Here is a 26,665-nt window from a genome sequence, read left to right as displayed (position 1 = left end):
AACCGTCCGCTAAGGAAATTGCAAAAATGCATATTCTAAAAGCGGACATTTTTACTTTGGAGAAACCGGACATTTCTATTTTGGGCTTACAAGTGTATTGCGTATAATAGGGATTATGTTAAATCCGATACACCTGCTAACTTGTTCATTATTTCTGATAGCGTCAAATGACAGATGAGTTGTCATTTGCGACAGATGTAATGTCACTAAATAATTTCTTTAAATCAGTGCTTTATTTAATATTAGCATTTATTTCGTTATGACCTGTAAATTCTATAATCACATGATTGTTATGTACGAATCCAACTCCTGCCAAATATACAACTTAATAATGCAGTGAAATAAGAACTTCGGCGATAAACTGAAATTCTTCGTAATGACCTATTCATTTATTAACTTTATCAGTCTAGGATCCTAAAATTTACGTACGATTTTAGATAAAACATGCATAATTTAATTTACAATTAGATAACAAAAAAACTATTCTAAATTTTTTAACTTTTCTTTCGTTTAAAAGTCTGTGATTCCTTGATTAAAAGGTATAGAGCATTACTCTTCGAATGTAGCTGATACTCTAATTAAAAGGGGCTTTGTTGCACAAAGATTTCATAACTATATGATTTTAAAAGTTTTGATTATTTTTTAATCCAAAATTAAATTTATTTAAATCAGATGCTTACATATTTATGCAACAAAGCCTCTACAAGTCGAACATCTTTAATTACTTTGATTTTAGAATATTCTGCTTCTAAACGTGAAAGATCCATCCAATACGTAGTTACACTCAATCCATCTAACAATCCTAATTAAGTTTGCCCCCCAGAATTATGAAACATTTTTATTAAGTTATTGAATAATATTATTAAAAAAATGACAACTTATGTGTCACTAACTAATGTCATTGATTGTCACTCAATTCTATAACTCATTGATATTATTTAATCGGAAATGACAACTTATGTGTCGCGTGACGCTGATAGGCTTTGTTGCATAAATATGTAAGCATCTGATTTAAATAAATTTAATTTTAGATTAAAAAATAGTCAAAACTCTTAAAATCATGTAGTTATGAAATCTTTGTGCAACAAAGCCCCTCAACACTATAAATGGATCCAATTTATACTTTTATTGTACATTTTATATTGACTATTCGCATAAATAGTCATAAATTGGATCCAATTGATAAGGAGATCAGAATATGTTCATTAAAAATGCTTGGTATGTGGCAGCGCGTCCTGAAGAAGTTATCGAAAAGCCATTAGGTCGTCAGATCTGTGGTGAAAAAATGGTGTTTTATCGTGGTAAAGAAAATAAGGTCTATGCAGTAGAAGACTTCTGCCCACATCGCGGTGCTCCACTCTCTTTAGGCTTTGTAGAGGATGGCAATCTAGTTTGTGGTTATCACGGCTTAGTTATGGGCTGTGATGGCAAGACAGTTGCTATGCCTGGACAGCGTGTTCGTGGTTTTCCATGTAACAAGAGTTTCAGTGTTGTAGAGAAATTTGGTTTTATCTGGGTATGGCCAGGTGACCAGTCACTTGCAAGTGAAGATCAGTTACCTGAACTTGAATGGGCAGATAATCCTGAATGGGCATATGGTGGTGGATTGTTCCACATCAATTGCGATTATCGTCTGATGATTGACAATCTAATGGATCTTACTCATGAAACTTATGTTCACTCAGCCAGTATTGGACAAAAAGAAATTGATGAAGCAGCACCTACTACTCGTATAGATGGAGATCATGTCATTACAGAACGCCATATGGAAAATATCTATGCACCTCCATTCTGGCAAATGGCATTAAGAGGCAACAATCTGGCTGATGATGTTCCAGTAGACCGCTGGCAGATCTGTCATTTCTTTGCGCCAAGTAATGTTCATATTGAAGTTGGCGTAGCACATGCAGGTAAAGGTGGCTATCAGGCAGCTGCCGAGCATAAAGTATCTTCTATTGTGGTGGACTTTATTACGCCTGAAACAGAAACCTCTCACTGGTATTTCTGGGGTATGGCCCGTCACTTCCAGCCAGAGAATGCGGAACTGACAGATCAGATACGTGAAGGACAAGGCAAGATTTTCTCTGAAGATCTGGACATGCTGGAACAGCAACAACAAAACCTGCTCCGCTACCCTGACCGCAAGTTGCTGATGCTGAATATTGATGCAGGCGGAGTGCAAGCGCGCAAAGTGATTGATCGTCTGATTAGCCAAGAACAGGTTAACGAGATTGCAGGCAAAGAGCAGATTCCGTCAGTCACGCTTGGTTAAATAGTTAAAGTTTTAGAACAGTATTTTGATTTTTTAAATTTTAGGAGCGGCACTAACATGGAAGTGACCATTCATCAGATCCATCAACACAATTCTCAAATAAATTCATTTGAGCTCATGAGTTGTAATGGGGAGCCTCTACCTCCTTTTAAAGCAGGTGCTCATATTGATGTACATATGGGCGAAGGCTTAATTCGCCAATACTCACTGGCGAATTGCAGTAGTGAGCAGCATCGCTACGTGATTGGTGTACTGAATGATCCCAACTCGCGTGGTGGCTCACGCTTTATGCATGAACAGTTACAGGTGGGGCAACGCATTCAGATTAGTGAACCCCGTAACCTGTTTGAGTTGAATACAGAGCTTGAACATGCAGTCCTATGTGCAGGCGGGATTGGAATTACACCAATTCTGGCAATGGCCAAAGAGTTAAAACGACTGAACAAATCTTTCAAGCTGTTTTACTTTGTTAAAACCCGTTCGGCAGTGGCTTTTCATGAGGATCTCAATCTTCTCGGTGATTCAGTTCATCTGCACATTGATGATGAAGCCGCCACACATTGCAACTTACTAAGTGCGCTTGCTCAGTCTGACTTAGCACATCATGTTTATGTATGTGGTCCACAAGGTTTTATGGATTTCGTGATACAGACTGCCCAACAGCAATCCTGGCCTGAGACGCATATTCATAAAGAACACTTTAGTGCACCAACAATTGATACCAGTGAAGATGGTAGTTTCACTATTAAAGTTCAAAAAACCGGCCAACTGATCCATGTTGCACAAGACCAAACAGCTGTACAAGCACTTGAAGCTGCTGGGGTAAGTATTCCTGTTTCTTGCGAACAGGGTATTTGTGGTACCTGCTTAGTGAAGGTAGTAGAGGGTGAAATTGACCACCGGGATATGTATTTAACTGAAGAAGAACAGGCGGCACAAGATCAATTTACTCCATGCTGCTCACGTGCAAAATCTGAAATGCTAGTTATTGATCTTTAAAAAATAAAAAACTGCTATCTCATTAAAACTAGCAGTTTAATCTTTCTCCACTTTCCACCCTTCTGCACCCTCAGAAGGGATTTTTTTATTTAAAGAAAAGGCTTAACCTTAGGAATGCACATGTGAATTAAAAATAGAACGTATCATATCGCCCAGAGTGACTACATGGCTATGTTCACGCATCAGACTCTCTGCTCGTGCCGAATCACGATTTTTTAAAGCATTGAAAATGGCACAGTGTTGAATATGGGCATGATGCAGACGGCGAATTTCTGAGAGCGGATTATTTTTATCATAAGTTAAGGCTTGGGCAGAAGCCATGGGTAGCTGATTATTCTTACTCAGAGCCTGTACAATAGCGATATTATCTGAGCCTTGAATAATCGTATTATGAAAAATGGTATTGTAATAATGATAGATTTCAATATCCTCATTACTTAGTTCAGTTTTTTTAAATATTGGCTCTATTTGAATAATGCACTGCATTAACTGATCTTTTTGCTGCGTACTTAGCCCTTTTTCTGCCAATTTTTTTGCTGCCAGACCTTCAAGTACTCCTCGCACTTCAAGTGCATCCTGAATCAACTTGGGCGAAATTTCTCTAACTGTATAGCCTCGGGTTGGATTTTTTAATAATAATCCTTCTTGCTCAAGCAGTTTAAATGCCATACGCACCGGTTGACGTGAAACTCCAAGCATTTCTGCTGTTGGAATTTCAGCCATGCGAGCACCGCCCGGAATTTCACCTGAAATAATCATTTTTCTTAGTTCAATCAGTACTTGCTGACCTGATGACATGGACTTACTCATTTATAATATGTGTACTGATGCTAGCGGGTGCATGAAAATAATTCAACAGAAGTCATGAAGATCCTATTCAGCTTATTAAGTTGTTGCTTCCTCAAGAATAGACATTGAAAATTAGCTAGACGAACTCAAATCCGACCTGATGATGTAAAAAATTATTCTTCTTGAAAATGCTGTAAATTAGTGGCCATGATTTCAAGATTATTCCTGATCAAAAAGGCTAGATTAATATCCACGCCTTTTAGCATCGTTTGTTCCAGTTCCTGAACGACTGCCCGACACTCACTTAATTTATTTAATCCTGCTTGAGTGACATTGACAAGAATACGACGACCATGAGAGGGGTCCGATTCCTTACTAATCCAGCCGCTACTTAATAAATCCTGTAGAATTTTATTAGTTGATTGGGGTTTGATAAAAGAACGCTCCGCCAGTTTGGCATTGGAGAGATTTCCTTTTGCCGCGAGTACTGACAATGCTGTGAACTGAGGCAAAGTAATATCTAAAGGCTTTAAGCGTTCATTCAGTAATTTACTGATAATACGATCAACACGAGCTATCATATAGCTCAGGGTTGGCAGTTGATTTAACTGATGTTCCATAATACTTAATTCAACCTTAAATTCTAACTATTAAAAAGTATGGCCAAATTGGCCATACTTAAGTCATCACATTACTGAGTTTGAGTTGACGTATTTAATACAGAGACCTGCCGTGAAACTTTTGATTTACGGACCAAAAGTAACGCTGCGATCATTGCCATTAAAATCAGTGGAATACTTGCACCAATGACCATCGCTGAACTTGAACCGAGCGATAACAGCATACCTGCGAAAAGAGGCCCGGCAAAAGAACCAATTCGACCAACTGCAACTGCTGCACCAACCCCTGTTCCACGCATTTCAGTTGGGTAGAACATGGCTGCAAGACCATACAATGCAGACTGACCACCGACAATAAATAGACCACATCCGACAGCAGATAATACAAGTAATGCCACGGTTGGTGAAATAGCCAGACAACACAGCGAGACTAGAATACCAATGTAAATCAGTTTGACCGTAGTACTCATTCGAATTTTATCTAGCAAGACGCCCATTAAAATCGAACCAAATATACCGCCAATATTATAGCCAATCTGAACATAGTTTGCTTCCGTCTTACCTAGGCCTTGTGCACCCATTAACAGAGGTAACCAGTTGAGCAGGAAATACAGCACCACAAGGGTAAAGAAGAAACTGACCCAGATCTGAATGGTAGAGAAACGACGTTCTTTGGCAAACAGCACTTCAAAGAATGGTGTCGAAGTTTTTTGCTGCGCCGCTGTCAAATAGTCTTTCGATTCAGGTAAGAATTTAATTAATAAAGGAATTAATAAAATCGGGGCAAAACCACCCACATAGAAGATATGCCGCCACTGCGCATCACCTGCAAGTGCCATCGCGACAAATGAGGTCAACATACCGCCAAATGGAATACCACTGTACATAATACTGACAGCAATCCCTTTATGTTTCTCCGACACAGCTTCCGATGCCATAATAATCATCATTGGCAATGCACCACCCATCCCAAGACCGGTCAAGAAACGAATAATCAGTAACAAGGTATAGTCTGCTGCATAGGCGGTTAACACCGACATAACACCAAAAACTAAAATACTTGTTAACAAAACTGCTTTACGCCCGATTTTGTCTGCAAACCGTCCACCAATGATTGCGCCTGGTAAGGTTCCCAAAATTGCTGCACTGAATGCCCATGCCATTTGGGCATTGTCCAGGCCAAACTCCGCTCGCATCCGTGGTGCTGCAACGCCCATCGATTGAAGATCAAAACCCTCAAACACTGCAATTGCAAAACACAATACGAGTGTAAGCGTAGCTTTACCTTTGCTACTTACACTATTTTCCATTCGTTATTGTCCTTTTAGAATTTTTTAATTCATATACTTCCTATGTATTGCCTTCCGTCCTAAGCAATTCAAAAAATATCACCTAAACTTACAATTTAATCAATATGTATTTTTATATTTTTACAATTAAAATATTTATTTTATTAAATTACATAGCCTTATAAATTATTTTTTAAAAATGCAAAATAAGACTTGAATGTAAGTTTAACTGATATTAAATTAAATCCTATCAGGACATAAAACAAACATTAAGGAGCAACGCATGTCTTATCAAAACCGCTGGGAAACCGTTGATGTACAAGTTGATGCAGGTATTGCATGGGTTACTTTAAATCGCCCAGAAAAGAAAAATGCAATGAGTCCAACACTCAATAAAGAAATGATAGATGTACTTGAAACCTTAGAACTTGACCCTGCAGCGAAAGTACTTGTTTTGACTGGCGCTGGTGATTCATGGACAGCGGGTATGGATCTAAAAGAATATTTTCGGGAAGTAGATAACCAACCTGAAATTTTCCAAGAACGTATTCGTCGTGATGCTTCGCGCTGGCAGTGGCATTTACTACGTTTCTACTCGAAACCAACCATTGCCATGGTAAATGGCTGGTGTTTCGGTGGTGGATTCTCTCCCCTGGTCGCTTGTGATCTTGCAATTGCTGCGGACGAAGCCACTTTCGGTTTATCAGAAATTAATTGGGGTATCCCACCGGGTAACCTAGTTAGTAAAGCAATGGCTGACACCGTGGGTCACCGCACCTCAATGTATTACATCATGACCGGTAAAACTTTCTCTGGTCAGCAAGCTGCTGAAATGGGCTTGGTCAATAAGAGTGTTCCTCTTGCAGAGCTTAAGGCTGAAGTCACTGAGCTTGCCAATAATCTGCTAGAGAAAAACCCTGTAGTACTACGTACTGCGAAGAATGGCTTTAAGCGTTGCCGTGAACTGACCTGGGAACAGAATGAAGATTACTTATATGCGAAGCTTGACCAGTGTAACCATCGTGATGATGAAGGTGGCCGTGAACAAGGACTTAAACAGTTCCTTGATGATAAATCTATCAAACCAGGCCTGCAGGCCTATAAACGTCCGGCTTAATGCTGAGTGATTAATTATTTTAAGATGGATATGTAAGGAAACATTCGCCATGCAAAACGTAGAACTACTAATTCACGGTCAATCAATTGCTGCAAGTTCTGGACAAACTTTTGAAAGAATCAGTCCCATCGATGGCAGCGTGGCTTCGATCAGTGCAGCCGCAACACGCGACGATGTCGATCGTGCAATTGAATCGGCACATCAGGCATTTCAAAGCTGGTCTGCCCTTTCTCCAACAGAGCGACGTTTACGTCTGTTAAAAGCTGCGGACCTGATGGATCAAAAGACTGAACTCTTTATTCAGACCGCGATCCGTGAAATTGGTTCTACTGCAACATGGTATGGTTTTAATGTTCACCTTGCAGCCAATATGCTACGTGAAGCCGCTGCCATGACGACCCAGATTGATGGCAGCATTATTCCCTCGGATGTTCCAGACAACATCGCTATGGGCATCCGAGTACCATGTGGTGTTATCGTCGGGATGGCACCATGGAATGCACCAATTATTCTGGCAACCCGTGCCTTGGCAATGCCACTGGCTTGCGGTAATACCGTAGTTCTAAAGGCATCAGAATCTTGCCCAGCGACCCATCGTTTGATTGGCGAAGTCCTTCATGAAGCAGGTTTAGGTGATGGCGTTGTGAATGTCATTACCCATGCTCCACAAGATGCCCCAGAAGTGGTCGAGCGGCTGATCTCTCACCCTCTAACTAAACGGATTAATTTTACCGGTTCAACCCATGTGGGCCGAATTATTGCTGAAACAGCAGCAAAATATTTAAAACCGGTCCTGCTCGAACTTGGTGGAAAAGCACCTGTAATTGTGCTTGATCAAGCTGACATCGATGAAGCGGTCAATGCCGTGACCTTCGGTGCATTTTTTAACCAGGGTCAAATCTGTATGTCGACAGAACGTGTTCTTGTTGATGAAAAAATTGCTGATTCCTTTATCGAAAAACTCGTGGCGAAGGTCAAAACTATTCGCGCTGGCAATCCACTTGAGAGTGATGCCCCACTTGGTGTACTGGAAAGCTTAAAAGCAGCTGAACGTATTGGGAAGTTAATTGAAGATGCACGTGAAAAAGGTGCAAATTTACCACTTGGTTTGGACATCGAAGGTGCTATTATGCAACCTACAATAGTGGTTGATGTCACCAAAGAAATGCAGATTTATGCCGAAGAATCGTTCGGTCCTGTCTGCACAGTACAACGCTTTAAAACAGTTGATGACGCCGTAGAATTGGCAAATGATTCTGAATTTGGTTTGTCAGCAGCCGTGTTTAGCCAAGATTTAGCACAGGCGCTTGCCGTAGCAAAACGGATTGAATCCGGTATCTGCCATATCAATGGTGCCACTGTACATGATGAGGCACAAATGCCATTTGGTGGTGTCAAACAAAGTGGTTATGGACGATTTGGCAGTAAAGTTTCTGTGGCTGAGTTTACTGAATTACGTTGGGTGACCATACAAACCAGCCCACGCCACTACCCAATTTAACGAAAGTAAGAGAGTTGACATGAAGTCAACTCTTTTCGTTGAAAAAGAATAGATAAAAATACATGGAGTAATAACAATGGCACACATGACAGTTCAATCACATAAGCATCCTGAACGATTTGTTAAATTAGGCAGTCATGAAACACATGTTGAATATAAGAATGACGTCTTATACATTTCTCTCAAAGAACAACTTAAGCCTTATCCGCAAAAATTGACCGATCGTTTATTACAGTACGCAGAAACATACCCAAACCGTGTCTTCGCTGCTAAACGTGATAGTTCAGGTCAATGGATTGAACTGACATATGCAGAAACTGCGAATCGTGCATGGCGTATCGCCCAAAGCTTAAAACAATATCCGCATTTATCGACCGAACGTCCCATTGTTATTTTGTCTGGTAACGATCTCGAACACCTCACCTTATCCATGGGCGCAATGCTTGCAGGGATCCCATTTTCAGCTATTTCCCCTGCTTATTCTTTAATTTCCAAAGATTTTGGCAAACTCAAACATGTCTTTGATGTCCTCACGCCAGGTTTAGTTTTTGCCAATGATGGGGAGGATTTTGCTACTGCCATTGAGCACTGCCGTAATGCTGATGATATTGAAGTCGTTACAAACTCTGGCAAACTCGGTGGAAAAACTTGTATTGCTTTCTCTACGCTTCTTGAGTCTGAAATTACAGATATTAAAGCGCACTACGAAACGATTGATGAACATCAAATTGCCAAATTTTTATTTACCTCTGGCTCGACCAAAATGCCAAAGGCAGTACCGACCACACATTTGATGCTCTGCACTAATCAGCAAATGTTGCTGCAAACTTTCCCTGAATTTGAGGAAACACCACCGATTTTGGTCGATTGGTTGGCATGGCATCATACCTTCGGGGGGAGCCATAATGTCGGAATTGCGCTCTATAATGGCGGTACGATTTATATTGATGATGGCAAACCGGTGCCAGGGAAAATGGATGAAACTATTCGTAACCTGAAAGAAATTTCACCAACGGTATATTTAAATGTACCGAAAGGTTGGGAAGAAATCACGGTAGCACTTGAACAGGATGCTGAACTCCGTGAAAAATTCTTTAGCCGTGTCAAAGTATTGTTTTTTGCTGGAGCTGCACTATCTGAAGCAGGTTGGAACCGTCTAGATCAGATTGCACAAGCCCATTGCGGTGAACGCATCCGTATTATGAGTGGCTTAGGCATGACAGAAACCGCGCCATCTTGTGTATTTACTACGGGTCCTAAAGTCATGGCAGGCTTTATTGGCTATCCAGCGCCGGGCTGTGAAGTCAAACTGGCACCATGTGGCGATAAACTTGAATTTTGTGTTCGTGGCAAAAATGTCATGAGACATTATTGGCGTCTGCCTCAAGAACAACAAGCTGATATTTTCGATGAAGAAGGGTTTTACCGTACCGGCGATGCTGTAAAACTTGTTGATCCAAACGACCCAAGCCAAGGCCTTATGTATGACGGACGTATTGCCGAAGACTTTAAACTCAATACCGGCACCTTTGTTAATGTGGGCACCTTACGGAATAAAGTCCTGATTAATGGCAATCTACTGATTCAAGATGTCTGCATTACCGGTTCTAACCTGAATGCGATTGGTTTTCTGATTTTTCCGAAACTTTCAGCTTGTGCTCAACATGCCGGTTTAGATCTTAAACACACGACGGCCCAAGAAGTGTTGAGCCACCCTAAAGTGCAGCAATGGTTTAAACAATTTCTGGTGGACTTCAATAAAGACGCCACTGGCAGTTCAAATACCGTATCAATGCTGTATTTAATGATAGAAGCTCCACAGCTGGATGCCGGAGAAACCACTGACAAAGGCAACTTAAATCAGAGTGGCATTTTAAAACGTCGTGCTGCCATGGTGCAGGAGCTTTATGAAAAACACGTTAATAATCCACTGATTATTCGTATTCCAACCCTTAAACAATAAGCCCTTACCCTGAATTTAGCAGTGCTTTTTATAGCGCTGCTTGGGCAGTTGCATCCAAATCAAGGATAATTCTATGCAAAAAGATAGTGATTTCGAGCTATTTCGTGATAATTATCAACGTTTTTTAGCAGAACATGTTGCACCATTTTATGAAACTTGGGAAGAACAAGGTTTAATTCCTCGCGAAATCTGGCATCGACTTGGAGAAAATGGCTTTTTATGTGTTGACGTACCTGAAGAATACGGCGGTTTTGGTGCCCCGATACATTACTCGCAAATGCTGGTACAAGAAACAGCGCAAGCCGGTTTCACAGCACTGGCTGTAGCTATAGGCGGACAAAGCGAACTCGTTTCTCCTTATATTCAAAATATAGGATCTGAGGAACAAAAAAAATACTGGTTACCAAAAATGGTGTCTGGTGACGTGGTCAGTGCAATTGCCATGACTGAAGCTAATGCTGGTTCTGATCTACAAGCCATCCGTACTCAGGCCATTCTTAAAGATGAACATTATGTTGTAGATGGTTCAAAGACCTTTATTTCTAATGGACAACATGCAGATCTAATTGTATTGGTAGCTAAAACTGACCCACAGGCACGTGCCAAAGGTATCTCCATCCTGCTGGTCGATGCACATTTAGAAGGTGTGAAGAAAGGTCGTAGTCTGAAAAAAATTGGATTACATGCTCAGGATACTGCCGAACTTTTTTTTGATCAGGTTAAAGTACCTAAAAATCAACTTTTAGGTCAAGAAGGTCAAGGCTTCAGTTATCTAATGCAGGAACTTCCTCGTGAACGCCTTAGCATTTCTCTAATGGCACTCGGTTCAATCCTGGGAGCTATTGAAATTACCCGGGAATATGTCTTAGAGCGTAAAGCTTTTGGCCAGGCTTTGGCCCAGTTCCAAAATACCCGTTTTGTTTTAGCTCAAGCCAAAATCAAGGCTCTGGCTGCCCAATCTTTTGTAGATCATTGCAGCCAACTGTATAGCCAAAATGCACTGAGTGTCAGTGAAGTAGCGGCCTTGAAATGTTTTATCACGGATACGCAATGTGAAGTGATTGACCAACTTCTGCAACTTTTTGGTGGCTACGGTTATATGCAGGAATATCCAATTTCACGCTTCTTTGTAGATGCACGTGTGCAAAAAATTTATGGAGGAACCAACGAAATTATGAAAGAAATTGTTGCCCGTGAGCTCTTAGGGAAATAAGAGTCACAGTTTTACATGATTAATAATATAAGGGAAATACTATGACAACCAAAAAATTTATAATCGCATCACTTGCCATACCAGCTTTATTAAGCGCATCTTTTTTACAAGCTGCAGAAACAAAAAAACCAAACGTATTGCTGATTGTGGCAGATGACCTCGGTTTTTCCGATACCGAACCTTTTGGCGGGGAGATTTCCACACCCAACCTCAAAAAACTGGCCAAAGACGGAGCGGTCCTGACCAATTTTTATACTGGGCCAACCTGCTCGGTGACCCGTTCCATGCTGTTAACCGGGAATGATAACCATCAGGCCGGCTTTGGTATGATGACTGAACATATACAACCTGAGCAGAAAGGTAAACTGGGTTATGAAGGACGTTTAAATAACCGGGTCATGACACTTGCTGAAATTTTGAAAACTAAAGGTTATGCCTCATTCATTAGCGGAAAATGGCACTTGGGTGCAACAGAAGATAGCCATGCCAAGGCTCGCGGTTTTGATCGTTCATTTACCTTAATGCCGGGCGGAGCAGCACATTTGGATGCCACCCCATTATATCCAAGTAATTATACAGCTCGGTATTTGGAAGATGGCAAAGAAACTACACTGCCTAAAGAGTTTTTTTCAAGTGATTTCTTTACCTCTCAACTGATTTCTTATTTAGAAAATGACCGTAAAAATGATCAGCCTTTCTTTGGTTATCTAGCCTTTACGGCACCGCATTGGCCTTTGCAGGCACCCGATCAATACCTGAAGAAATATGAAAACTTCTATCAGGATGGTTATGAAAAGATCCGTCAGGCACGTCTGGAGCGAATGATCAAATTGGGCATCATGCCTAAAGGCACCAAAATCAATAACCCACTGATGCATGCATTTCCTGCCTGGGATAAGCTGAGCGAAACACAGAAGCGGGATCAAGTGAAAACCATGCAGATTTATGCGGCCATGATTGATAACATGGATCATAACATCGGGCGTGTGGTGGACTATCTCAAAAAAACCGGTGAACTGGATAATACCCTGATTTTATTTATGTCAGATAATGGTGCAGAAGCTATCACCCCTGAATCCTTAGGAAAACCGGAAGATAAAAATAGTGTTCGGAAATGGATAGATAATACATTAGACAATAGCATTGAAAATATGGGTAAAAAGGGCTCTTATGTCACTTTGGGGCCACAATGGGCACAAGTTGCCTCGACGCCTTTACCTCATTTTAAGAGCCTCTTATCCAATGGCGGTATTCACGTACCAGCAATAATCCGTTATCCAAATAAAATTCAAGCAGGTCAAATTCAATCTGAGACATTACATGTAATTGATTTTGTTCCAACTATACTTGAACTCACCGGTGCTAAAAGACCGAATACCTTCAATGGTAATAAGTTAATTAAGATGGAAGGTCGCTCATTCCTCCCCGTATTTAAAAACAAGGCTTTACCAGAACGTGCTTTAGGTTGGGAATTTAATAGTCGACGCGCATTATACAAAGGTGATTGGGCCGTCCAGTTTCAGGCTCCGCCGTATGGCACAGGTGAGTGGGAACTGTATAACCGTAAACTAGATCCAAGCTTCAGTATTAACCTCGCCCTAAAAAATCCGGAAAAAGTCACAGCACTGGCAAAAGACTGGGAGGCCTATGCTGAACGTGTGGGGATTGTAGAAGCACCAATTCGCTATAAATATGGTCAAATGAATTGTTTTTACGGAAAATGTATTCAATCTGAAGCCTTAAAAAATTTAATTAAATAACCTTAATGAGAGTAATTTTCATGAAAGATATCTTTATATATTTCATACCATTTTTCTCTATTAGTCTTTGTGGAGGTTAATGAAGAGATGAAATTAAGCGTATCGTAAGCTTATAAATAGTCTAACTATTTTTAACATCGAAGATTAATTTCGAACGGCTGAACTGGTAAGTAAAAGAGAAAATATTAGATTTTCCAGTACAGCGGTTAAATAGTTAAAAAAATAAGGAATCAAGGACGATGAGTATTTTTAAATACATGATTTTCACAAGTGGAGTACTGCTTAGTGCATGCGATACACCACCTAAAAATGTGCCGCAAGCCAAACAGCAGCTTGCGCTGGGAAGTCAGGGCCAGTGCCAAAAATATTCCGGCCTGCCACTGGACTGGCAGAAGCAGCCGGAAGCAGGTATGGTGAAAATTCCGGGCGGAACCTTTCAGATTGGCAACAACGAGAGTTACTCGGAGGAGCGTTCTTTATATAAAAGCGAACGTAAAGTTTCGGACTTCTGGATGGATGCCACTGAAGTCACCAATGCACAATTCCAGAGTTTCGTCGATGCTACTGGCTATGTCACTGAAGCTGAACAGCAAGGTGAGGCCGCTGTGTTTATCCCGCCGCAACAGCAGGTTCGTGAACTGGGATGGTGGTCGCTTACCAAGGGCGCAAACTGGAAACAACCATGGGGGGCGAATTCTACCCGAAAAATACAACCGAATGAACCGGTCCGAATGGTGACTTTAAAAGATGCTATCGCCTATGCAGACTGGCTGGGTCGGGAGCTGCCTTCTGAGGAGCAGTGGGAATATGCGGCCAAGGGCTTTAGCAAGCATCGTGATGTCAGTGCCGATCTGGATCATATCAATGCCAATGTCTGGCAGGGAGAGTTTCCTTATCAGAATGACAATAAAGACGGTTATGTCGATGTTGCACCGGTAGGCTGTTATGAAGCCAATGGATTTGGTTTGTACGACATGATCGGCAATGTCTGGGAATATACTAACAGCCCTTTTACTGGAACCCATGATGATCATATGGGCATGCATCAGCTCAATACCCATCAAATGCCTAGCTTTAATCAATACACCATTAAGGGCGGTTCTTTCCTCTGTGCCTCCAACTATTGCATGCGTTACCGGGCGTCTGCCAGACATGCACAAGAGGTCGATCTGGGCATTAGCCATGTCGGTTTTAGGACCATAAAAAACATCAAATAATTTAATGGATTAAGTATGAACAAGCACGTTTTGATTGTGCCAGTGGCCTGCACCCTGGCAGCAACGGTTAACTTCGCCTGCGCAAAAGAAGTAAATCTGGATATCCAGCTAAAAAACCTGTATGTAGAACGGGATTTTAATGATCGGGCCAAGCCCTCGATTGGCAACTGGAGTCAGGGGGTAATTGCCCGCGCAAAGGGCGAGCATGCACTGACTGAAAATACTGTACTTACATTTACCGGGTCGCTGCAATACGCAAAGCGTCTCAGTGAGGATAAGCACTTAAACGACATGATTTTACCCTTCAATCCAGTCACTCGAGAGCAGGCTTCAAGTTATCATAAAGTCGCAGGTTCGATCGGGCTAAAATACCAGCAACATAAAATTAGCTGGGGTGAACAGTGGGTAGATACCCCCTTGGCCACCACCGATTATACACGTCAACTCGTCACTACTTATCAGGGACTAGTATATTCTGGCCAGCTGACTGAACAGCTCAAGCTGGATGTAGGCTATCTGGATAAATATTCACCACGTAATGAAGAAGATTTTCGGAAAATATCGGTATCCAAAAAGGAGTCCGACGGACTGGGGTATATCGATTTAAAATTTAGTGCCTTGCAGAACAAGCTCCAGACCCAGCTGTTTTTAAGTGAACTGGAAGACTTGTATAATCAGTATTCCCTGGGGGTGCAATATAAAACTCAAGCTGACCAGTTAAGATTAAATACTAAGTTCCGCTATTATTATACCGAGGAGAGCGGGGCCAAATATTTAGGTAATGTTGACAACCAGTATTATGGCCTCTTGCAGGAAGTCGGTTATGGTGCCAATACTTTTGGGGTGGGAATTCAAAAAATCCACGGGGAAAGCGACTTCCCGATGCTCGATGGTGGTGTACCCGTTTTAAGTTACATTCATTGGACAGGAATTTTTAATAAAGCGAATGAACTCGCTTATCACTTTACTTTTAATCATGATGCTAGCTGGTTAGTCCCCGGATTGAATGTGCTCGTTCGTTATGTGGATGGTCAGGACTACAGCATCAAGGGGCAAAAGGGCTATGATGAAAGTGGACTAGACTTAATTATAGACTATAGGGTGAAGGAAGGAAAACTCAAGGGTTTAGGTTTTAAATGGCTAAATATAAACTATAAAAATAATACTAATGGTGATTATACTGAAAACCGCTTCTTTACCACCTATAGCAAAAAGTTTTAAAAACTCTGATATCCAAATTTCAAGGGAGGAATGAGTAGGTCTCTTATATGTTTACATTTAATATTCTCCAAACTATCCAAGTTTGAAAAACATTAGATGACAGCGTCAGAATTGTAATTAGAATTTTTTATATATTAAGCTTCCTAAAATAAATTAGGTAGCTTTTTTAAAAAAAAGCTTTTCGATACCATTCCCTAACTTAAATAAACTATCTCTAACATACTCTATATTGTTCATTTTTTGATATAAATAATATATAAGGATCGCTGATTATGGATCAACTAATTTTTCAAAACCTACCGCCTATCCATCGACTTCTAAATGGCCATGATATTCAGTGGCATGCAGATAGACGTGAAATTTCAGTAAACTATACAGCTAATGAAAACTTTACCAATCCACGTGGTACAGTAGAAGGCGGCATGATTTGCGCAATGCTTGATGATGCAATGGGCATTCTAGCAGCCTTAAATCAGAGTCAAAAACCGGCAGCAACCATCAATCTTTCTATGGATTTTTTTAGACCCTGCGATGTGGGTGAGGTACAAGTAAAAGCTTGGTTTATTAAAGAAGGGAAAACAATTCTGAGTATTGAAAGTGAAGCATGGCAACATAATAAACTGGTTGCAAAAACCAGTGCCTCTTTCATTATTCTGTCTTAAGGTAACCTTTAGAAGTTAGCTGATCATCATAGCTATTTTAACTAATTCAAATGGTTAATGGGTTATTTGCAACAGTAGGCTAGAAACTAAATAACCTACTGTTGCAATTAGCATAAATAGATAAAGCTTATTATTTTAATGTTTAAATTAAAGACTGAATGATTCGTCGGGCATGGGTCAGACCCACATCAATATGTATACCGATCATCTCAGGATGATTAAAATCATCTAGGTTCTTGTACTGGTTTTCTATCACTTCTTTATCTTCATCAAAAGTCTGTTTTGTCTGATCAATGACTAACTTTGCAATATGTTCGCGGTCATGTTTAGGATTGGTCGACATGGTCCAAAAATAATGACAAGAATTCTCTGTTTCAGGCGTAATTGCATGAAACCCTCTCATATGAAATCCTTTACGATCTGGATTTTCCAGGGAGTCATCACCTGCTTCTATGGCTCCTGTCCAAATACGGATATGAGAAACTCGAAAATCAATTTCTTGCCAACGGTCTATTTTATTTTTAAACGGATAAGCCATACTGTAGGTTGGCGGTGGGTCCGATTCAAGCATATGCCGTGTGACTATGACTTGATTACCTATCACTTTGGTTTTCATGGTCGCATTCATATGAGCTTTTGCATTACCACCAATAGTTTTTAAATGAACATAGGCTAAATGGCTTAAGTCCATTAAATTATCATGAATGAGCTGATAAGGTGCCTGATAATGATATCGGTCTCCATCATATAAGTAATCTGGATCATCATGATATGGGTAGTCTGGTGCTTCTATGAGAGGTACACTTTCTTCTTTTCCATACCACAACCAGATCAAACCTTGTTTTTCTTCAAGATAAAATGATTTGATTTTCGCTTTTGAAGGGATTCTATTTTGCCCTGGAACCTCTATACACTGTCCATTTTCATCATATAGCAATCCATGGTAGCTACAGCGAATTTTACCCTGCTCCAAAAGTCCTTGGGATAACGGCATCCCCCTATGGCAGCAGCGGTCCTCTAGTGCAACAGCTTTGCCCTTTTTATCTCTAAAGATAACCGTTGGAATATTTAAAATTTTACGTCCAAGTAAATTATCTTGTAGCTCTTTAGAGAGTGCGATGATATACCACTGATCTTTTGGGAAAGGGCTTCTTGTTGAGATTTCTTGATCTACCAGCTTAATTTGACGACCACTATTCATAGCACTACATCCTTTTTATAATGATTCTGATGCTTTCCTTAAACACAATTATCCTGAAGAAAAATTACGAGTTTTTTAAAACAGAATAAGATCTACATGAATAAAAATAGGAGAAATTAGTTGTCATGTTAACCAATTGGTTGACATGACAACAAAATATTAACAATCCATGTTAAAGTGGTTTAAAGACTTTTTGATACACGCTGTATGGATACTTCACTTAAACTTCAATTAGATCGATATATTCCTGCTTTAATTAACTTTTTTTCAAATAAGATGTCGAATGGTGCATCACAACTGTATGCTTTTTTATTTGATATGGGAGTCACAGATTGGCGCATTCTTTCTCTTTTAGCGGTTGAAGAGAATATTCCTGCAAGTAGAATTTGTCATGTTATTGGACTGGATAAGAGCGCTGTGAGTCGCTCTTTGGCAAAACTCCAAGAACGTGGTTATATTAAAATGACAGTAGATAAAAAAGATTCTCGTGTGAAAAAAAATACGCTCACATCTGCTGGTCTAATCATGTATGAAAAAATGTATCAAGTAGCCAAAGAGCGAGAAGAAAAAATTTTAGAGGTACTTTCTGACGAAGATCAAGAGCATTTAATTCGGATCTTAAATATTTTAAATTGTGAAATTAATGATATTAATGAATTTTTTATAGAAAAATATATTCAAAAATAACTATCAACCTTATGATTTAAATAGGGTCTGTTGACATTTCATAAGTTATTTATCTTGAAATATCTCTCGCTAAAAAGGTCAGCAAATGCTGACCTTTTGTCATTTTACCGCTTTTTATCGCATGCTTAGATATCTAGGAATACCGTTTCATTATCACCCTGGATACGTACATCAAAACGATAAACCACTTCACTATCACGTTCTTCACGTTTGGCAATTAAAGTCTGACGACGTGGCGCCCATTCGATTCCATTCAGCAATGGATCTTTAGCATTGGCTTCTGCCTCATCATCAAAGTAAATACGAGTATGTAAACCTAAGTTAATACCACGTGCAAAAATGACTAAAGCAATATGCGGTGCCTGACGGGTACCTTTACGCCCCGGTACAGCGCCTGGCTTAATCGTATCAAAGCTCCATAACCCCGTTTCAAAGTTTGCAGCTGCACGGCCCCAGCCAAAGAAATGTGGATCAGCCTGTTTACCTTGAATATCTGCCTTACTTGGATAGACGCCATTTGCATCTGCCTGCCAGATTTCAACCAATACATCACGTAAAGGTAGACCGAGGCCATCAAATACCTGACCTTCAAGGCGAATACGTTCACCTTGAGTTTCAGCTTTAACTAATTGGTTATTAAAACTATGCTCAAATACTTCAATGCCTGCCTGATTGGGCATCAGGCCAATATGGACGTATGGACCACCTGTTTGAGATGGTGTTTCATGTAATTCCTGAAAATTCCAACCGTTCATCATGATGCTCCTTATCACGTTAATTCATTTTCAAAATAAGTTCCGCGGCGACCACGTAAAGTAATGTCAAAGCGATAACAACGGCTGTCAGCCTCAATGAAATTACTCTTGTCTTCCAAGGCAATCAAAGCACGGCGTTGCTGCTCTGAAGGAACCGTTTTTAGAATTGGGCAGCTGTCAATTAAAGTATCGCCTTCAAAATAAAATTGCGAAATGAGACGTTGTGCCCAGCCATCTGCTATTACCGAGAAATGAATATGTGCAGGACGCCATTCATTGATACGGTTACGCCAAGGATATGGACCCGGTTTAATGGTACGGAAAATGAAAAAACCATTTTCATCCGTCAGCATACGACCACAACCACCAAAGTTAGGATCCATTGCACCAATATATTGGTCATTTGGATGACGATAACGACCAGAAGCATTTGCCTGCCAGACTTCAATCAGGGCATTTTTAACCGGACGACCAAATTGGTCACGCAAGTAACCATGAATAATGACACGTTCACCAACAGGTAAACCATCTTTGGCATAGTTCAAAATCAAGTCATTGTCTTTAGGCCCTAAAAGTGCTGAGGTGAAATGTGGTGCCGTTACTTCAGTCAGGGTTTGCGCAATTGAAATGAGTGCATTTTTCGGCGAACGCAGCACACTGGTTTTATAACCCGGTGCGTAGGCCGGTGGATGATCATCCGTATTACGTTGCGCATAAGCGCCTAGTTGATTCTGAATCATGAATCTCTCCTTGTTCAATTCTAAAAAATCGTCCGTTATTTAAGTTTGGTCGGTGTAATACCAAGTTCTACAAAAACTTCCTCTGCCATGTGCATTGCAGCGTTTGCAGCAGGTAAACCTGCATATAAGGAAGCATGTAAAAACAGTTCTTTAAGCTCATCTTTGGTAACACCATTGTTAAAACATGCACGAATATGCATACGTAACTCAGCTTCACGACCCAATGCGAGCAAAATACCGATAGTTACCAGACTACGGGTATGACGTGGTAAACCTGGACGTGACCATACTTCTCCCCAGGCAAAACGACTGATGAAGTTTTGGAAGTCTTCATTAAAGTCATTTAAATTTTCCAAAGAGCGTCCGACATGTGCTTCACCTAACACTTCCGTGCGCACTTCTATTCCCTGTTTGTAACGTTCTTCATCATTCATGATCAATACACTCTTTAACGCTGATAAGGCGGAGTGAAAATGTCTGAGGAACACCTTCATTCCATAATGATCTTTAATTGAAATCAGTACTTTGCAATAAATTCTGCAAAGACTTGGTTAAATTCTTGTGGAACCTCAATATTTGATAAATGTGAAGCATCTAGCACCGCAATCTCACAGTTCGGTATATGTGCTTGCATAAATTCGCCATCTGCCACCGTTGTCACAGGATCAAGCCCACCGCATAGCGCCAGACAAGGGACTTGAATCATTTCAATCCGTTCACGTAAGTCAGCTTGAGCGAGTGCACGACACGATGCTGCATAGCCTTTCGGCGGTGTCACTGACAAACTTTGAATGGTCTGCTGTGCAAGGCGATCGTGCATATAATCAAATTTGTTGCTGAACCACCGGGTGTGTGTTGTGCTGACAATATCGGCCAATCCCTGTTCTTCGACCGCATCTGCACGTGATAACCATGCTTCAGCTTGTCCAATCTTCGCGGCTGAATTGGCAATGGTAATACTCAGGAAACGCTGTGGCGCGATTAAACCCAATTGCAGACCAGTGATTCCGCCCATCGAAATACCACAAAAATGCGCTTTTTCAACTTTGAAGTGATCAAGAATATCAATGACATCATTAGCTAAGTTGCTCAGTGTGCTATTTTCAATGACCGCACTTTTACCATGACCGCGGGTGTCATAACAGATCACAAAGTAGTCTTCAGCAAATGCAGCAACTTGAGCCTGCCACATGCCGTGATCTGTACCCAATGAGTTCGAAAAAATAAGGGCTGGATGAGCGGTATCACCAAAAGTGTAAACAGCCAATTGTTGGCCATTACGATTATTGATAAGTGTCATGATGGCTATTTTCCTTGAACACGTTGCAATACCGCATCGATCTGCTGCTGGGTATTACCTAAATAATTTTGTGGATTAAAAATCTGGCTTAATTGTTCCGAATTAAATACAGCTAAAATTTCAGGATGATTTTGTGCTACTTCTAATAAGTGACGTTGTTCAGCAACTGCCTGTTTACATGCGGCCTCAACTAGATGATGTGCATTGAGTCGACCTAACTTCGGTGCCAAAGACATCATGAGGGCTTCTGCCATAATTAAGCCCTGAGTACATTCTAGATTGCGGCACATATTGTCTGTCTGTACTTCCAAGCCCTCAAAAACTTCTATCGCACGTTGCAGGCTACCAGCACATAATTGGAAGATTTCAGGCAGTGCCAGCCACTCAGCATGCCAGGCCCCCAAACTACGTTCATGTTCCTGAACCATACTTTGATAGATACTTGACATGAGTGCAGGGACACGATTGGCTGCTGCCAGAATTGAGGCTGCTGCAACAGGATTACGTTTATGCGGCATCGTCGATGATCCGCCACGCCCTGCTCCGCTTGGTTCAAACACTTCTGCAATTTCGGTTTGCATCATCAATGACCAATCGCGTGCCATCTTGCCCAAGTTACCTGTAATTGTGGCAAGCACATGGGTTATTTCCACAATACGATCACGTTCGCCATGCCAAGTACAATCCGGGACATTGAGTTGAAGTTCTGCTGCAAACGCCTTTATAACTGCACTGCCTTGATCAATAAGTGAAGCAAGTGTACCCACAGCTCCACCTAATTGTGCAGTGAGCGCAACATGTTTGAGTGCTTGCACACGCTCAAAATCCCGCTGTAAGCTTGAAAGCCAACGTGCAGTTTTATGACCGAACGTCATTGGTAAGCCTTGTTGTAGCCATGTCCGACCAATCATGACTTGATCACGATATTGTTCGGTAAGTACCTGAGTTGCTTGAATAGCTTCCGTCAACTGTTTTTCGATAATATTTAAGGCATCTCGACACTGTAAAATACAGGCCGTATCAATAATATCTTGGCTTGTTGCTCCCCAATGCACATAGCGCGAAGCATCTTCATCGACTTTTTTAACCGCAGCCGTCAATTGCTTCACAAAGGGAATCGCAATGTTTCCAGCAAGTCCTGATGCACTTGCAAGCGAAGTAAAGTCAATGACCTCAATCACCTGTTGTTGGGCAATGTGCACAATATTTGCTGCCGCTGAAGCAGGAATCACACCCACTTTTGCCTGAGCTTGAGCCAATGCTGCTTCTGCTTGCAACATATAACGCACTACCCCTTCATCACTAAATATTGCAGTGATCTCAGTTTGGTAAAATAGACTTGCGTATAATTGGCTCATTTGAATATCCTTTTTCTAACTCGTTTTAAATACCTTTCATTGTTTTTAAGCAAAAAATGAAAGGTATTTAAATTTATACACGTTCAATAATCAAAGCGATGCCTTGACCGACACCAATACACATTGAACAAAGACCGTATTTACCGCCAGTCTGTTCAAGCTGGTTCAGTGCGGTTGTCACCAGACGCGCACCTGAAGCACCGAGTGGATGACCCAAAGCAATCGCGCCACCGTTTGGATTGACTTTCTCTGAACCATCTTCAATGCCAAGGTCACGGGTACAAGCCAACGCTTGAGCAGCAAAAGCTTCATTCAGCTCGATCACATCCATCTGCTCTAAAGTCAGACCGGTTTGTGCCAATAGTTTCTTGATGGCAGGCGCAGGACCAAAGCCCATGATACGCGGTTCAACACCGACGACGGTTGAGCCAATGATTTTGGCACGCGGTTTTAAACCGTATTGTGCAATGGCGTCATCCGATGCAATCAACAGTGCTGCTGCACCATCGTTAATGCCTGATGCATTACCGGCTGTGACGGTACCATCTGCTTTCACCACAGGTTTCAGTTTTGCCAATGCCTCTGCTGTGGTTGAAGCACGTGGATGTTCATCAGTATCGACAACGATCGGTTCGCCTTTACGTTGTGGAATCACCACCGGAATAATTTCTTTATCAAAGAAACCTTTGGCTTGTGCTGCAGCGGTACGTTGCTGGCTGGTCAGGGCAAATTTGTCCTGATCGGCACGGTTAATCCCGAACTGTTCAGCGACATTTTCAGCCGTTTGCGGCATGGTTTCTACGCCGTACATTTCTTTCAGTTTCGGATTGATGAAACGCCAGCCCATGGTGGTGTCTTCAATCTTTTGGCTACGGCCATAAGCAGATTCAGATTTACCCATCACAAATGGCGCACGGCTCATTGACTCAACGCCACCCGCGACAATCAGTTCAGCTTCGCCCGCTTTAATGGTACGTGCTGCAATCGCAATCGCGTCCAGTGATGAACCACACAGACGGTTAATCGTTGTTGCAGGTACTTGGTATGGTAAACTGGCTAATAGAGCCGACATACGGCCGACGTTACGGTTGTCTTCACCGGCCTGATTGGCACAGCCATAGATCACATCATCGACCTGCTCCCAGTTCACACTTGGATTGCGTTCCATCAAAGCTTTAATTGGCAGCGCACCTAAGTCATCAGCACGAATAACTGCCAGTCCACCGGCATAACGGCCGAGTGGGGTACGGATGGCATCAATGATGTATGCGTTTTTCATATCTATTTTTCCAAATTATTTTAATCCCTCCCGACCTCCCTTTAAAAAAGGGAGGAGATTCCTACCTAAAATCACGAGGTGGAAGTCCCCCTTTGAAAAGGGGGATTTAGGGGGATTTAAAATTACCTTTAAAGTGTATTAACCTTGAGTCGCATCAACTAGTTTTGCACCCGTCATCGACTGCAATTCTTCAAATGACAGCCCTTCGACTTTCTCAATCACTTTCATGCCTTCATCTGTCACGTCAATCACGCACAGGTCGGTATAAATACGGTCTACACATTTCAGGCCAGTCGCCGGATAGCTCAGTTCCGCTACAATTTTTGGCTCGCCTTTTTTAGTGACGTGATCGGTAGTGATAAAGACTTTCTTGGCACCGACTGCAAGGTCCATTGCACCACCTACTGCAGGAATTGCATCTGGGGCACCGGTATGCCAGTTGGCTAGGTCACCATTTTCTGCAATCTGGAACGCACCCAATACGGCGATGTCTAAGTGACCGCCACGCATCATCGCGAAAGAATCCCCATGATGGAAGAAACAGCCACCGGTCAGCATGGTCACATATTCTTTACCGGCATTGATCAGTTCCGGATCTTCTTCACCTGGTGCAGGTTTTGGACCAAAGGCCAATAAACCGTTTTCAGAATGCAGGAATACATCTTTATCTGCAGGCAGGTAGTTTGAAATTTTGGTTGGCAGACCAATCCCGAGGTTGACATAGGCACCATCTGGAATGTCTTGGGCAACGCGTTCAGCAATCTGGTCACGGGTCAGTTTGCTATAGCTCATTTCTTTTCTCCTAATCCGTGATTACTGTGCAGGTTTCACTCGTACAACATGTTGTACAAAAATACCCGGGGTGATGATGTGTTCAGGGTCTAAAGCACCTAACTCAACCACTTCAGAGACTTGTGCAATCGTGACATCGGCAGCCATCGCCATGATTGGGCCAAAGTTACGTGCAGATTTGCGGTAAACCAGGTTACCCCAACGGTCGCCTTGCTGTGCTTTGATTAAAGCAAAGTCAGCTTTAATTGGGTTTTCTAAAACGTAGTCTTTGCCTTCATAGTTCATGGTTGGTTTGCCTTCTGCCAGCAACGTACCAAAACCAGTCGGAGTGTAGATTGGACCTAAGCCCATACCAGCCGCCTGAATACGGCAAGCCAGATTTCCTTGTGGCACCAGTTCCAGTTCAATTTTTCCAGCACGATACAATTCGTCAAATACCCAGGAATCAGACTGACGCGGGAATGAGCAGATGATTTTACGCACTGCACCAGCTTTGAGTAATTTAGCCAGACCGTAGTCGCCATTACCGGCATTGTTATTGACGATCACCAGATCTTTAACACCAAGTTTGATCAAACCATCAATCAGCTCAGCAGGCTGACCTGCAGTACCAAAACCACCGATCATGATGGTAGATCCGTGTTTGATTTGTGAAAGTGCTTCGACCAGTGAGGCAGAACTTTTATCGATCATCAAATAACTCCATGTATTGCCACTCAGTACAAAAATTTTGAGAACCTAAGGTTCTGGTTTGAACACATTCTGGACGGAGAACAAATTCCAACCAAAATCTTTAGGATTCTGTGTGATCTATTCTTGATAAATTCCAAGCTTTCGACTACGGTTTAAAAATAGTTTTGTACGGTTTACATAATCATTGCACGATGATCGAACAAAAATTTTATTAATTCTCAGAATTGAATAAAGCAACTGTAAAAATAGTGAGTGAATTAATATATGAAGATTAAGGAATTGACATGACAATCAATAACGGTGCCCGCGATCAGCTGATCCAGAATCCTGAAAATAAAAAAATAATTCGTCATGAAGATTTTATTGCTGGAGTAAGTAAGGGGCTGGCGATTCTGGATTGCTTTGCCAATGATCGATATCGTTTAAACGTTAGTATGGCAGCTGAAAAGACAGGACTTACACGAGCTGCTGCACGTCGTCATTTACTGACACTGGAATATCTTGGTTATTTAGATTTTGATGGACATTTTTATTCTTTGAGTCCCAAAGTACTTAAATTTTCAGGGGCTTATCTGAGTGGAGCACAGTTACCCAAGATTGCTCAACCACTTCTTAATTTACTGACCCAGCAAACTTCATTAATTTACTCTGTGATGGTCTTGGATGGTTTTGAGGCGATTACCATCGCGCGTAGTGCCGCCCATCAACAAACTGATCGAGTCAATCCTTATGGCTTACATCTCGGTAATCGGTTACCCGCGCATGCTACTTCAGCAGGAAAAGTTTTATTGAGTTATTTAGGTCCTGAGTCACAGCAAGAATGGCTTGAGCAATATCCTTTAAAATCACTGACCAAATACACCTATACAGATAATCAGGCATTTTTAGCTCTATTACAGCAAATTCGTGCTGATGAATTTTGCTATTCAGCAGAAGAGCATGAACTTGGTGTTCATGCGCTCGCAGTTCCAATTTATAATCACCGTGCCGATGTGGTTGCTGCTTTAAATATCGTATCTCCTACTGGACGTACCAGTAAAGAATATTTACAACAGCATATTTTGCCTTTACTACAACAAACAGCGCGTGAATTCCGTCAATTTGTTTAAGCCATTTTCTAGATAGAATGTGAATGTTGTAAATGAATACCTTTTCTCTAAAATAAAAAAACACATCGAGCTCAAATGAACTCGATGTGTTTTGAATCTAGCGCAGATTTAAATAACAAAAGTCTTTA

The 26,665-nt window shown here is 41.4% G+C and carries 24 protein-coding genes; 12 read left to right on the top strand and 12 right to left on the bottom strand.

The features are described 5' to 3' along the window. The first annotated feature begins 1,198 nt into the window (after positions 1-1,198). Together NI467_RS11445 and NI467_RS11440 are read left to right on the top strand one after the other, a co-directional pair. Positions 1,199-2,272: an aromatic ring-hydroxylating dioxygenase subunit alpha gene (locus NI467_RS11445; protein WP_075168017.1), complete on the top strand. Its 1,074-nt coding sequence runs from the start codon at positions 1,199-1,201 to the stop codon at positions 2,270-2,272. 57 nt (positions 2,273-2,329) lie between these two features. Further along, positions 2,330-3,271: a PDR/VanB family oxidoreductase gene (locus NI467_RS11440; protein ID WP_127801142.1), complete on the top strand. Its 942-nt coding sequence runs from the start codon at positions 2,330-2,332 to the stop codon at positions 3,269-3,271. Positions 3,272-3,379: 108 nt separating this feature from the next. Here NI467_RS11440 and NI467_RS11435 read toward each other — a convergent pair whose 3' ends face one another. The 3 genes from NI467_RS11435 to mhpT form a co-directional block, all read right to left on the bottom strand. Further along, entirely contained in the window at positions 3,380-4,069 is a 690-nt protein-coding gene (locus tag NI467_RS11435; RefSeq protein ID WP_127801141.1) for a GntR family transcriptional regulator, read from the bottom strand. Between the two features lie 164 nt (positions 4,070-4,233). Then, positions 4,234-4,680 carry a MarR family winged helix-turn-helix transcriptional regulator gene (locus NI467_RS11430; RefSeq protein ID WP_075168018.1) on the bottom strand — a complete coding sequence of 149 codons (447 nt, stop codon included), beginning with the start codon at positions 4,678-4,680 and terminating at the stop codon, positions 4,234-4,236. Positions 4,681-4,751: 71 nt separating this feature from the next. Then, entirely contained in the window at positions 4,752-5,990 is a 1,239-nt protein-coding gene (gene mhpT, locus NI467_RS11425; protein WP_075168019.1) for a 3-(3-hydroxy-phenyl)propionate transporter MhpT, read from the bottom strand. A gap of 262 nt (positions 5,991-6,252) precedes the next feature. Between mhpT and NI467_RS11420 the strand changes: the two genes are divergently transcribed. From NI467_RS11420 to NI467_RS11385, 8 genes are all read left to right on the top strand, one after another. After that, complete coding sequence (locus NI467_RS11420) at positions 6,253-7,086, top strand: p-hydroxycinnamoyl CoA hydratase/lyase (protein ID WP_253153026.1); 834 nt, start codon at positions 6,253-6,255, stop codon at positions 7,084-7,086. A gap of 49 nt (positions 7,087-7,135) precedes the next feature. Continuing rightward, complete coding sequence (locus NI467_RS11415) at positions 7,136-8,587, top strand: aldehyde dehydrogenase (protein ID WP_253153024.1); 1,452 nt, start codon at positions 7,136-7,138, stop codon at positions 8,585-8,587. A gap of 76 nt (positions 8,588-8,663) precedes the next feature. Beyond that, on the top strand, positions 8,664-10,550 hold the full coding sequence (locus NI467_RS11410) for a feruloyl-CoA synthase (RefSeq protein ID WP_253153022.1): 1,887 nt from the start codon (positions 8,664-8,666) through the stop codon (positions 10,548-10,550). 73 nt (positions 10,551-10,623) lie between these two features. Continuing rightward, complete coding sequence (locus tag NI467_RS11405) at positions 10,624-11,763, top strand: acyl-CoA dehydrogenase family protein (protein ID WP_127801136.1); 1,140 nt, start codon at positions 10,624-10,626, stop codon at positions 11,761-11,763. A gap of 41 nt (positions 11,764-11,804) precedes the next feature. Next, positions 11,805-13,523, top strand: a complete 1,719-nt coding sequence (locus NI467_RS11400) for an arylsulfatase (RefSeq protein ID WP_253153020.1) — start codon at positions 11,805-11,807, stop codon at positions 13,521-13,523. Positions 13,524-13,762: 239 nt separating this feature from the next. Then, the gene (locus tag NI467_RS11395; protein ID WP_258170051.1) at positions 13,763-14,740 is read left to right on the top strand and encodes a formylglycine-generating enzyme family protein; all 978 of its coding nucleotides are present in this window, start codon (positions 13,763-13,765) and stop codon (positions 14,738-14,740) included. Positions 14,741-14,755: 15 nt separating this feature from the next. Then, positions 14,756-15,961, top strand: a complete 1,206-nt coding sequence (locus tag NI467_RS11390) for an OprD family outer membrane porin (RefSeq protein WP_127801134.1) — start codon at positions 14,756-14,758, stop codon at positions 15,959-15,961. A 272-nt stretch (positions 15,962-16,233) separates the two neighbouring features. Then, on the top strand, positions 16,234-16,623 hold the full coding sequence (locus NI467_RS11385) for a PaaI family thioesterase (RefSeq protein ID WP_127801133.1): 390 nt from the start codon (positions 16,234-16,236) through the stop codon (positions 16,621-16,623). Between the two features lie 142 nt (positions 16,624-16,765). On the opposite strand, the gene NI467_RS11380 is transcribed toward NI467_RS11385, so the two are convergent. Then, a complete protein-coding gene (locus NI467_RS11380; RefSeq protein WP_253153018.1) occupies positions 16,766-17,824 on the bottom strand; it encodes an aromatic ring-hydroxylating dioxygenase subunit alpha in 1,059 nt (352 codons plus the stop codon). Between the two features lie 207 nt (positions 17,825-18,031). Here NI467_RS11380 and NI467_RS11375 point away from each other — a divergent pair, with 207 nt between their 5' ends. Beyond that, a complete protein-coding gene (locus tag NI467_RS11375) occupies positions 18,032-18,511 on the top strand; it encodes a MarR family winged helix-turn-helix transcriptional regulator (RefSeq protein WP_075168026.1) in 480 nt (159 codons plus the stop codon). Between the two features lie 125 nt (positions 18,512-18,636). Here NI467_RS11375 and pcaG read toward each other — a convergent pair whose 3' ends face one another. From pcaG to NI467_RS11335, 8 genes are all read right to left on the bottom strand, one after another. Further along, entirely contained in the window at positions 18,637-19,266 is a 630-nt protein-coding gene (gene pcaG / locus NI467_RS11370) for a protocatechuate 3,4-dioxygenase subunit alpha (protein ID WP_004892358.1), read from the bottom strand. A gap of 14 nt (positions 19,267-19,280) precedes the next feature. Continuing rightward, positions 19,281-20,006: a protocatechuate 3,4-dioxygenase subunit beta gene (gene pcaH / locus NI467_RS11365; RefSeq protein ID WP_253153016.1), complete on the bottom strand. Its 726-nt coding sequence runs from the start codon at positions 20,004-20,006 to the stop codon at positions 19,281-19,283. A 35-nt stretch (positions 20,007-20,041) separates the two neighbouring features. Then, positions 20,042-20,440: a 4-carboxymuconolactone decarboxylase gene (gene pcaC / locus NI467_RS11360; RefSeq protein WP_048881503.1), complete on the bottom strand. Its 399-nt coding sequence runs from the start codon at positions 20,438-20,440 to the stop codon at positions 20,042-20,044. An 83-nt stretch (positions 20,441-20,523) separates the two neighbouring features. Beyond that, a complete protein-coding gene (locus NI467_RS11355; protein WP_253153028.1) occupies positions 20,524-21,309 on the bottom strand; it encodes an alpha/beta fold hydrolase in 786 nt (261 codons plus the stop codon). Between the two features lie 2 nt (positions 21,310-21,311). Further along, the gene (locus NI467_RS11350; protein ID WP_253153015.1) at positions 21,312-22,664 is read right to left on the bottom strand and encodes a 3-carboxy-cis,cis-muconate cycloisomerase; all 1,353 of its coding nucleotides are present in this window, start codon (positions 22,662-22,664) and stop codon (positions 21,312-21,314) included. A 73-nt stretch (positions 22,665-22,737) separates the two neighbouring features. Further along, complete coding sequence (gene pcaF, locus NI467_RS11345; protein WP_253153014.1) at positions 22,738-23,943, bottom strand: 3-oxoadipyl-CoA thiolase; 1,206 nt, start codon at positions 23,941-23,943, stop codon at positions 22,738-22,740. Positions 23,944-24,081: 138 nt separating this feature from the next. After that, positions 24,082-24,735, bottom strand: coding sequence for a 3-oxoacid CoA-transferase subunit B (locus NI467_RS11340; protein ID WP_180108683.1), 654 nt, complete (start codon positions 24,733-24,735; stop codon positions 24,082-24,084). 21 nt (positions 24,736-24,756) lie between these two features. After that, entirely contained in the window at positions 24,757-25,428 is a 672-nt protein-coding gene (locus tag NI467_RS11335; RefSeq protein WP_180192300.1) for a 3-oxoacid CoA-transferase subunit A, read from the bottom strand. Between the two features lie 284 nt (positions 25,429-25,712). Here NI467_RS11335 and pcaU point away from each other — a divergent pair, with 284 nt between their 5' ends. Then, positions 25,713-26,537 carry an IclR family transcriptional regulator PcaU gene (gene pcaU, locus NI467_RS11330; protein ID WP_004892336.1) on the top strand — a complete coding sequence of 275 codons (825 nt, stop codon included), beginning with the start codon at positions 25,713-25,715 and terminating at the stop codon, positions 26,535-26,537. Positions 26,538-26,665 lie beyond the last annotated feature (128 nt).

The organism is Acinetobacter sp. S4397-1 (assembly GCF_024129285.1).
In the GTDB taxonomy this organism is placed as follows: Bacteria; Pseudomonadota; Gammaproteobacteria; order Pseudomonadales; family Moraxellaceae; genus Acinetobacter; species Acinetobacter lwoffii_C.
This window is presented reverse-complemented; position numbering and strand designations above follow the sequence as displayed.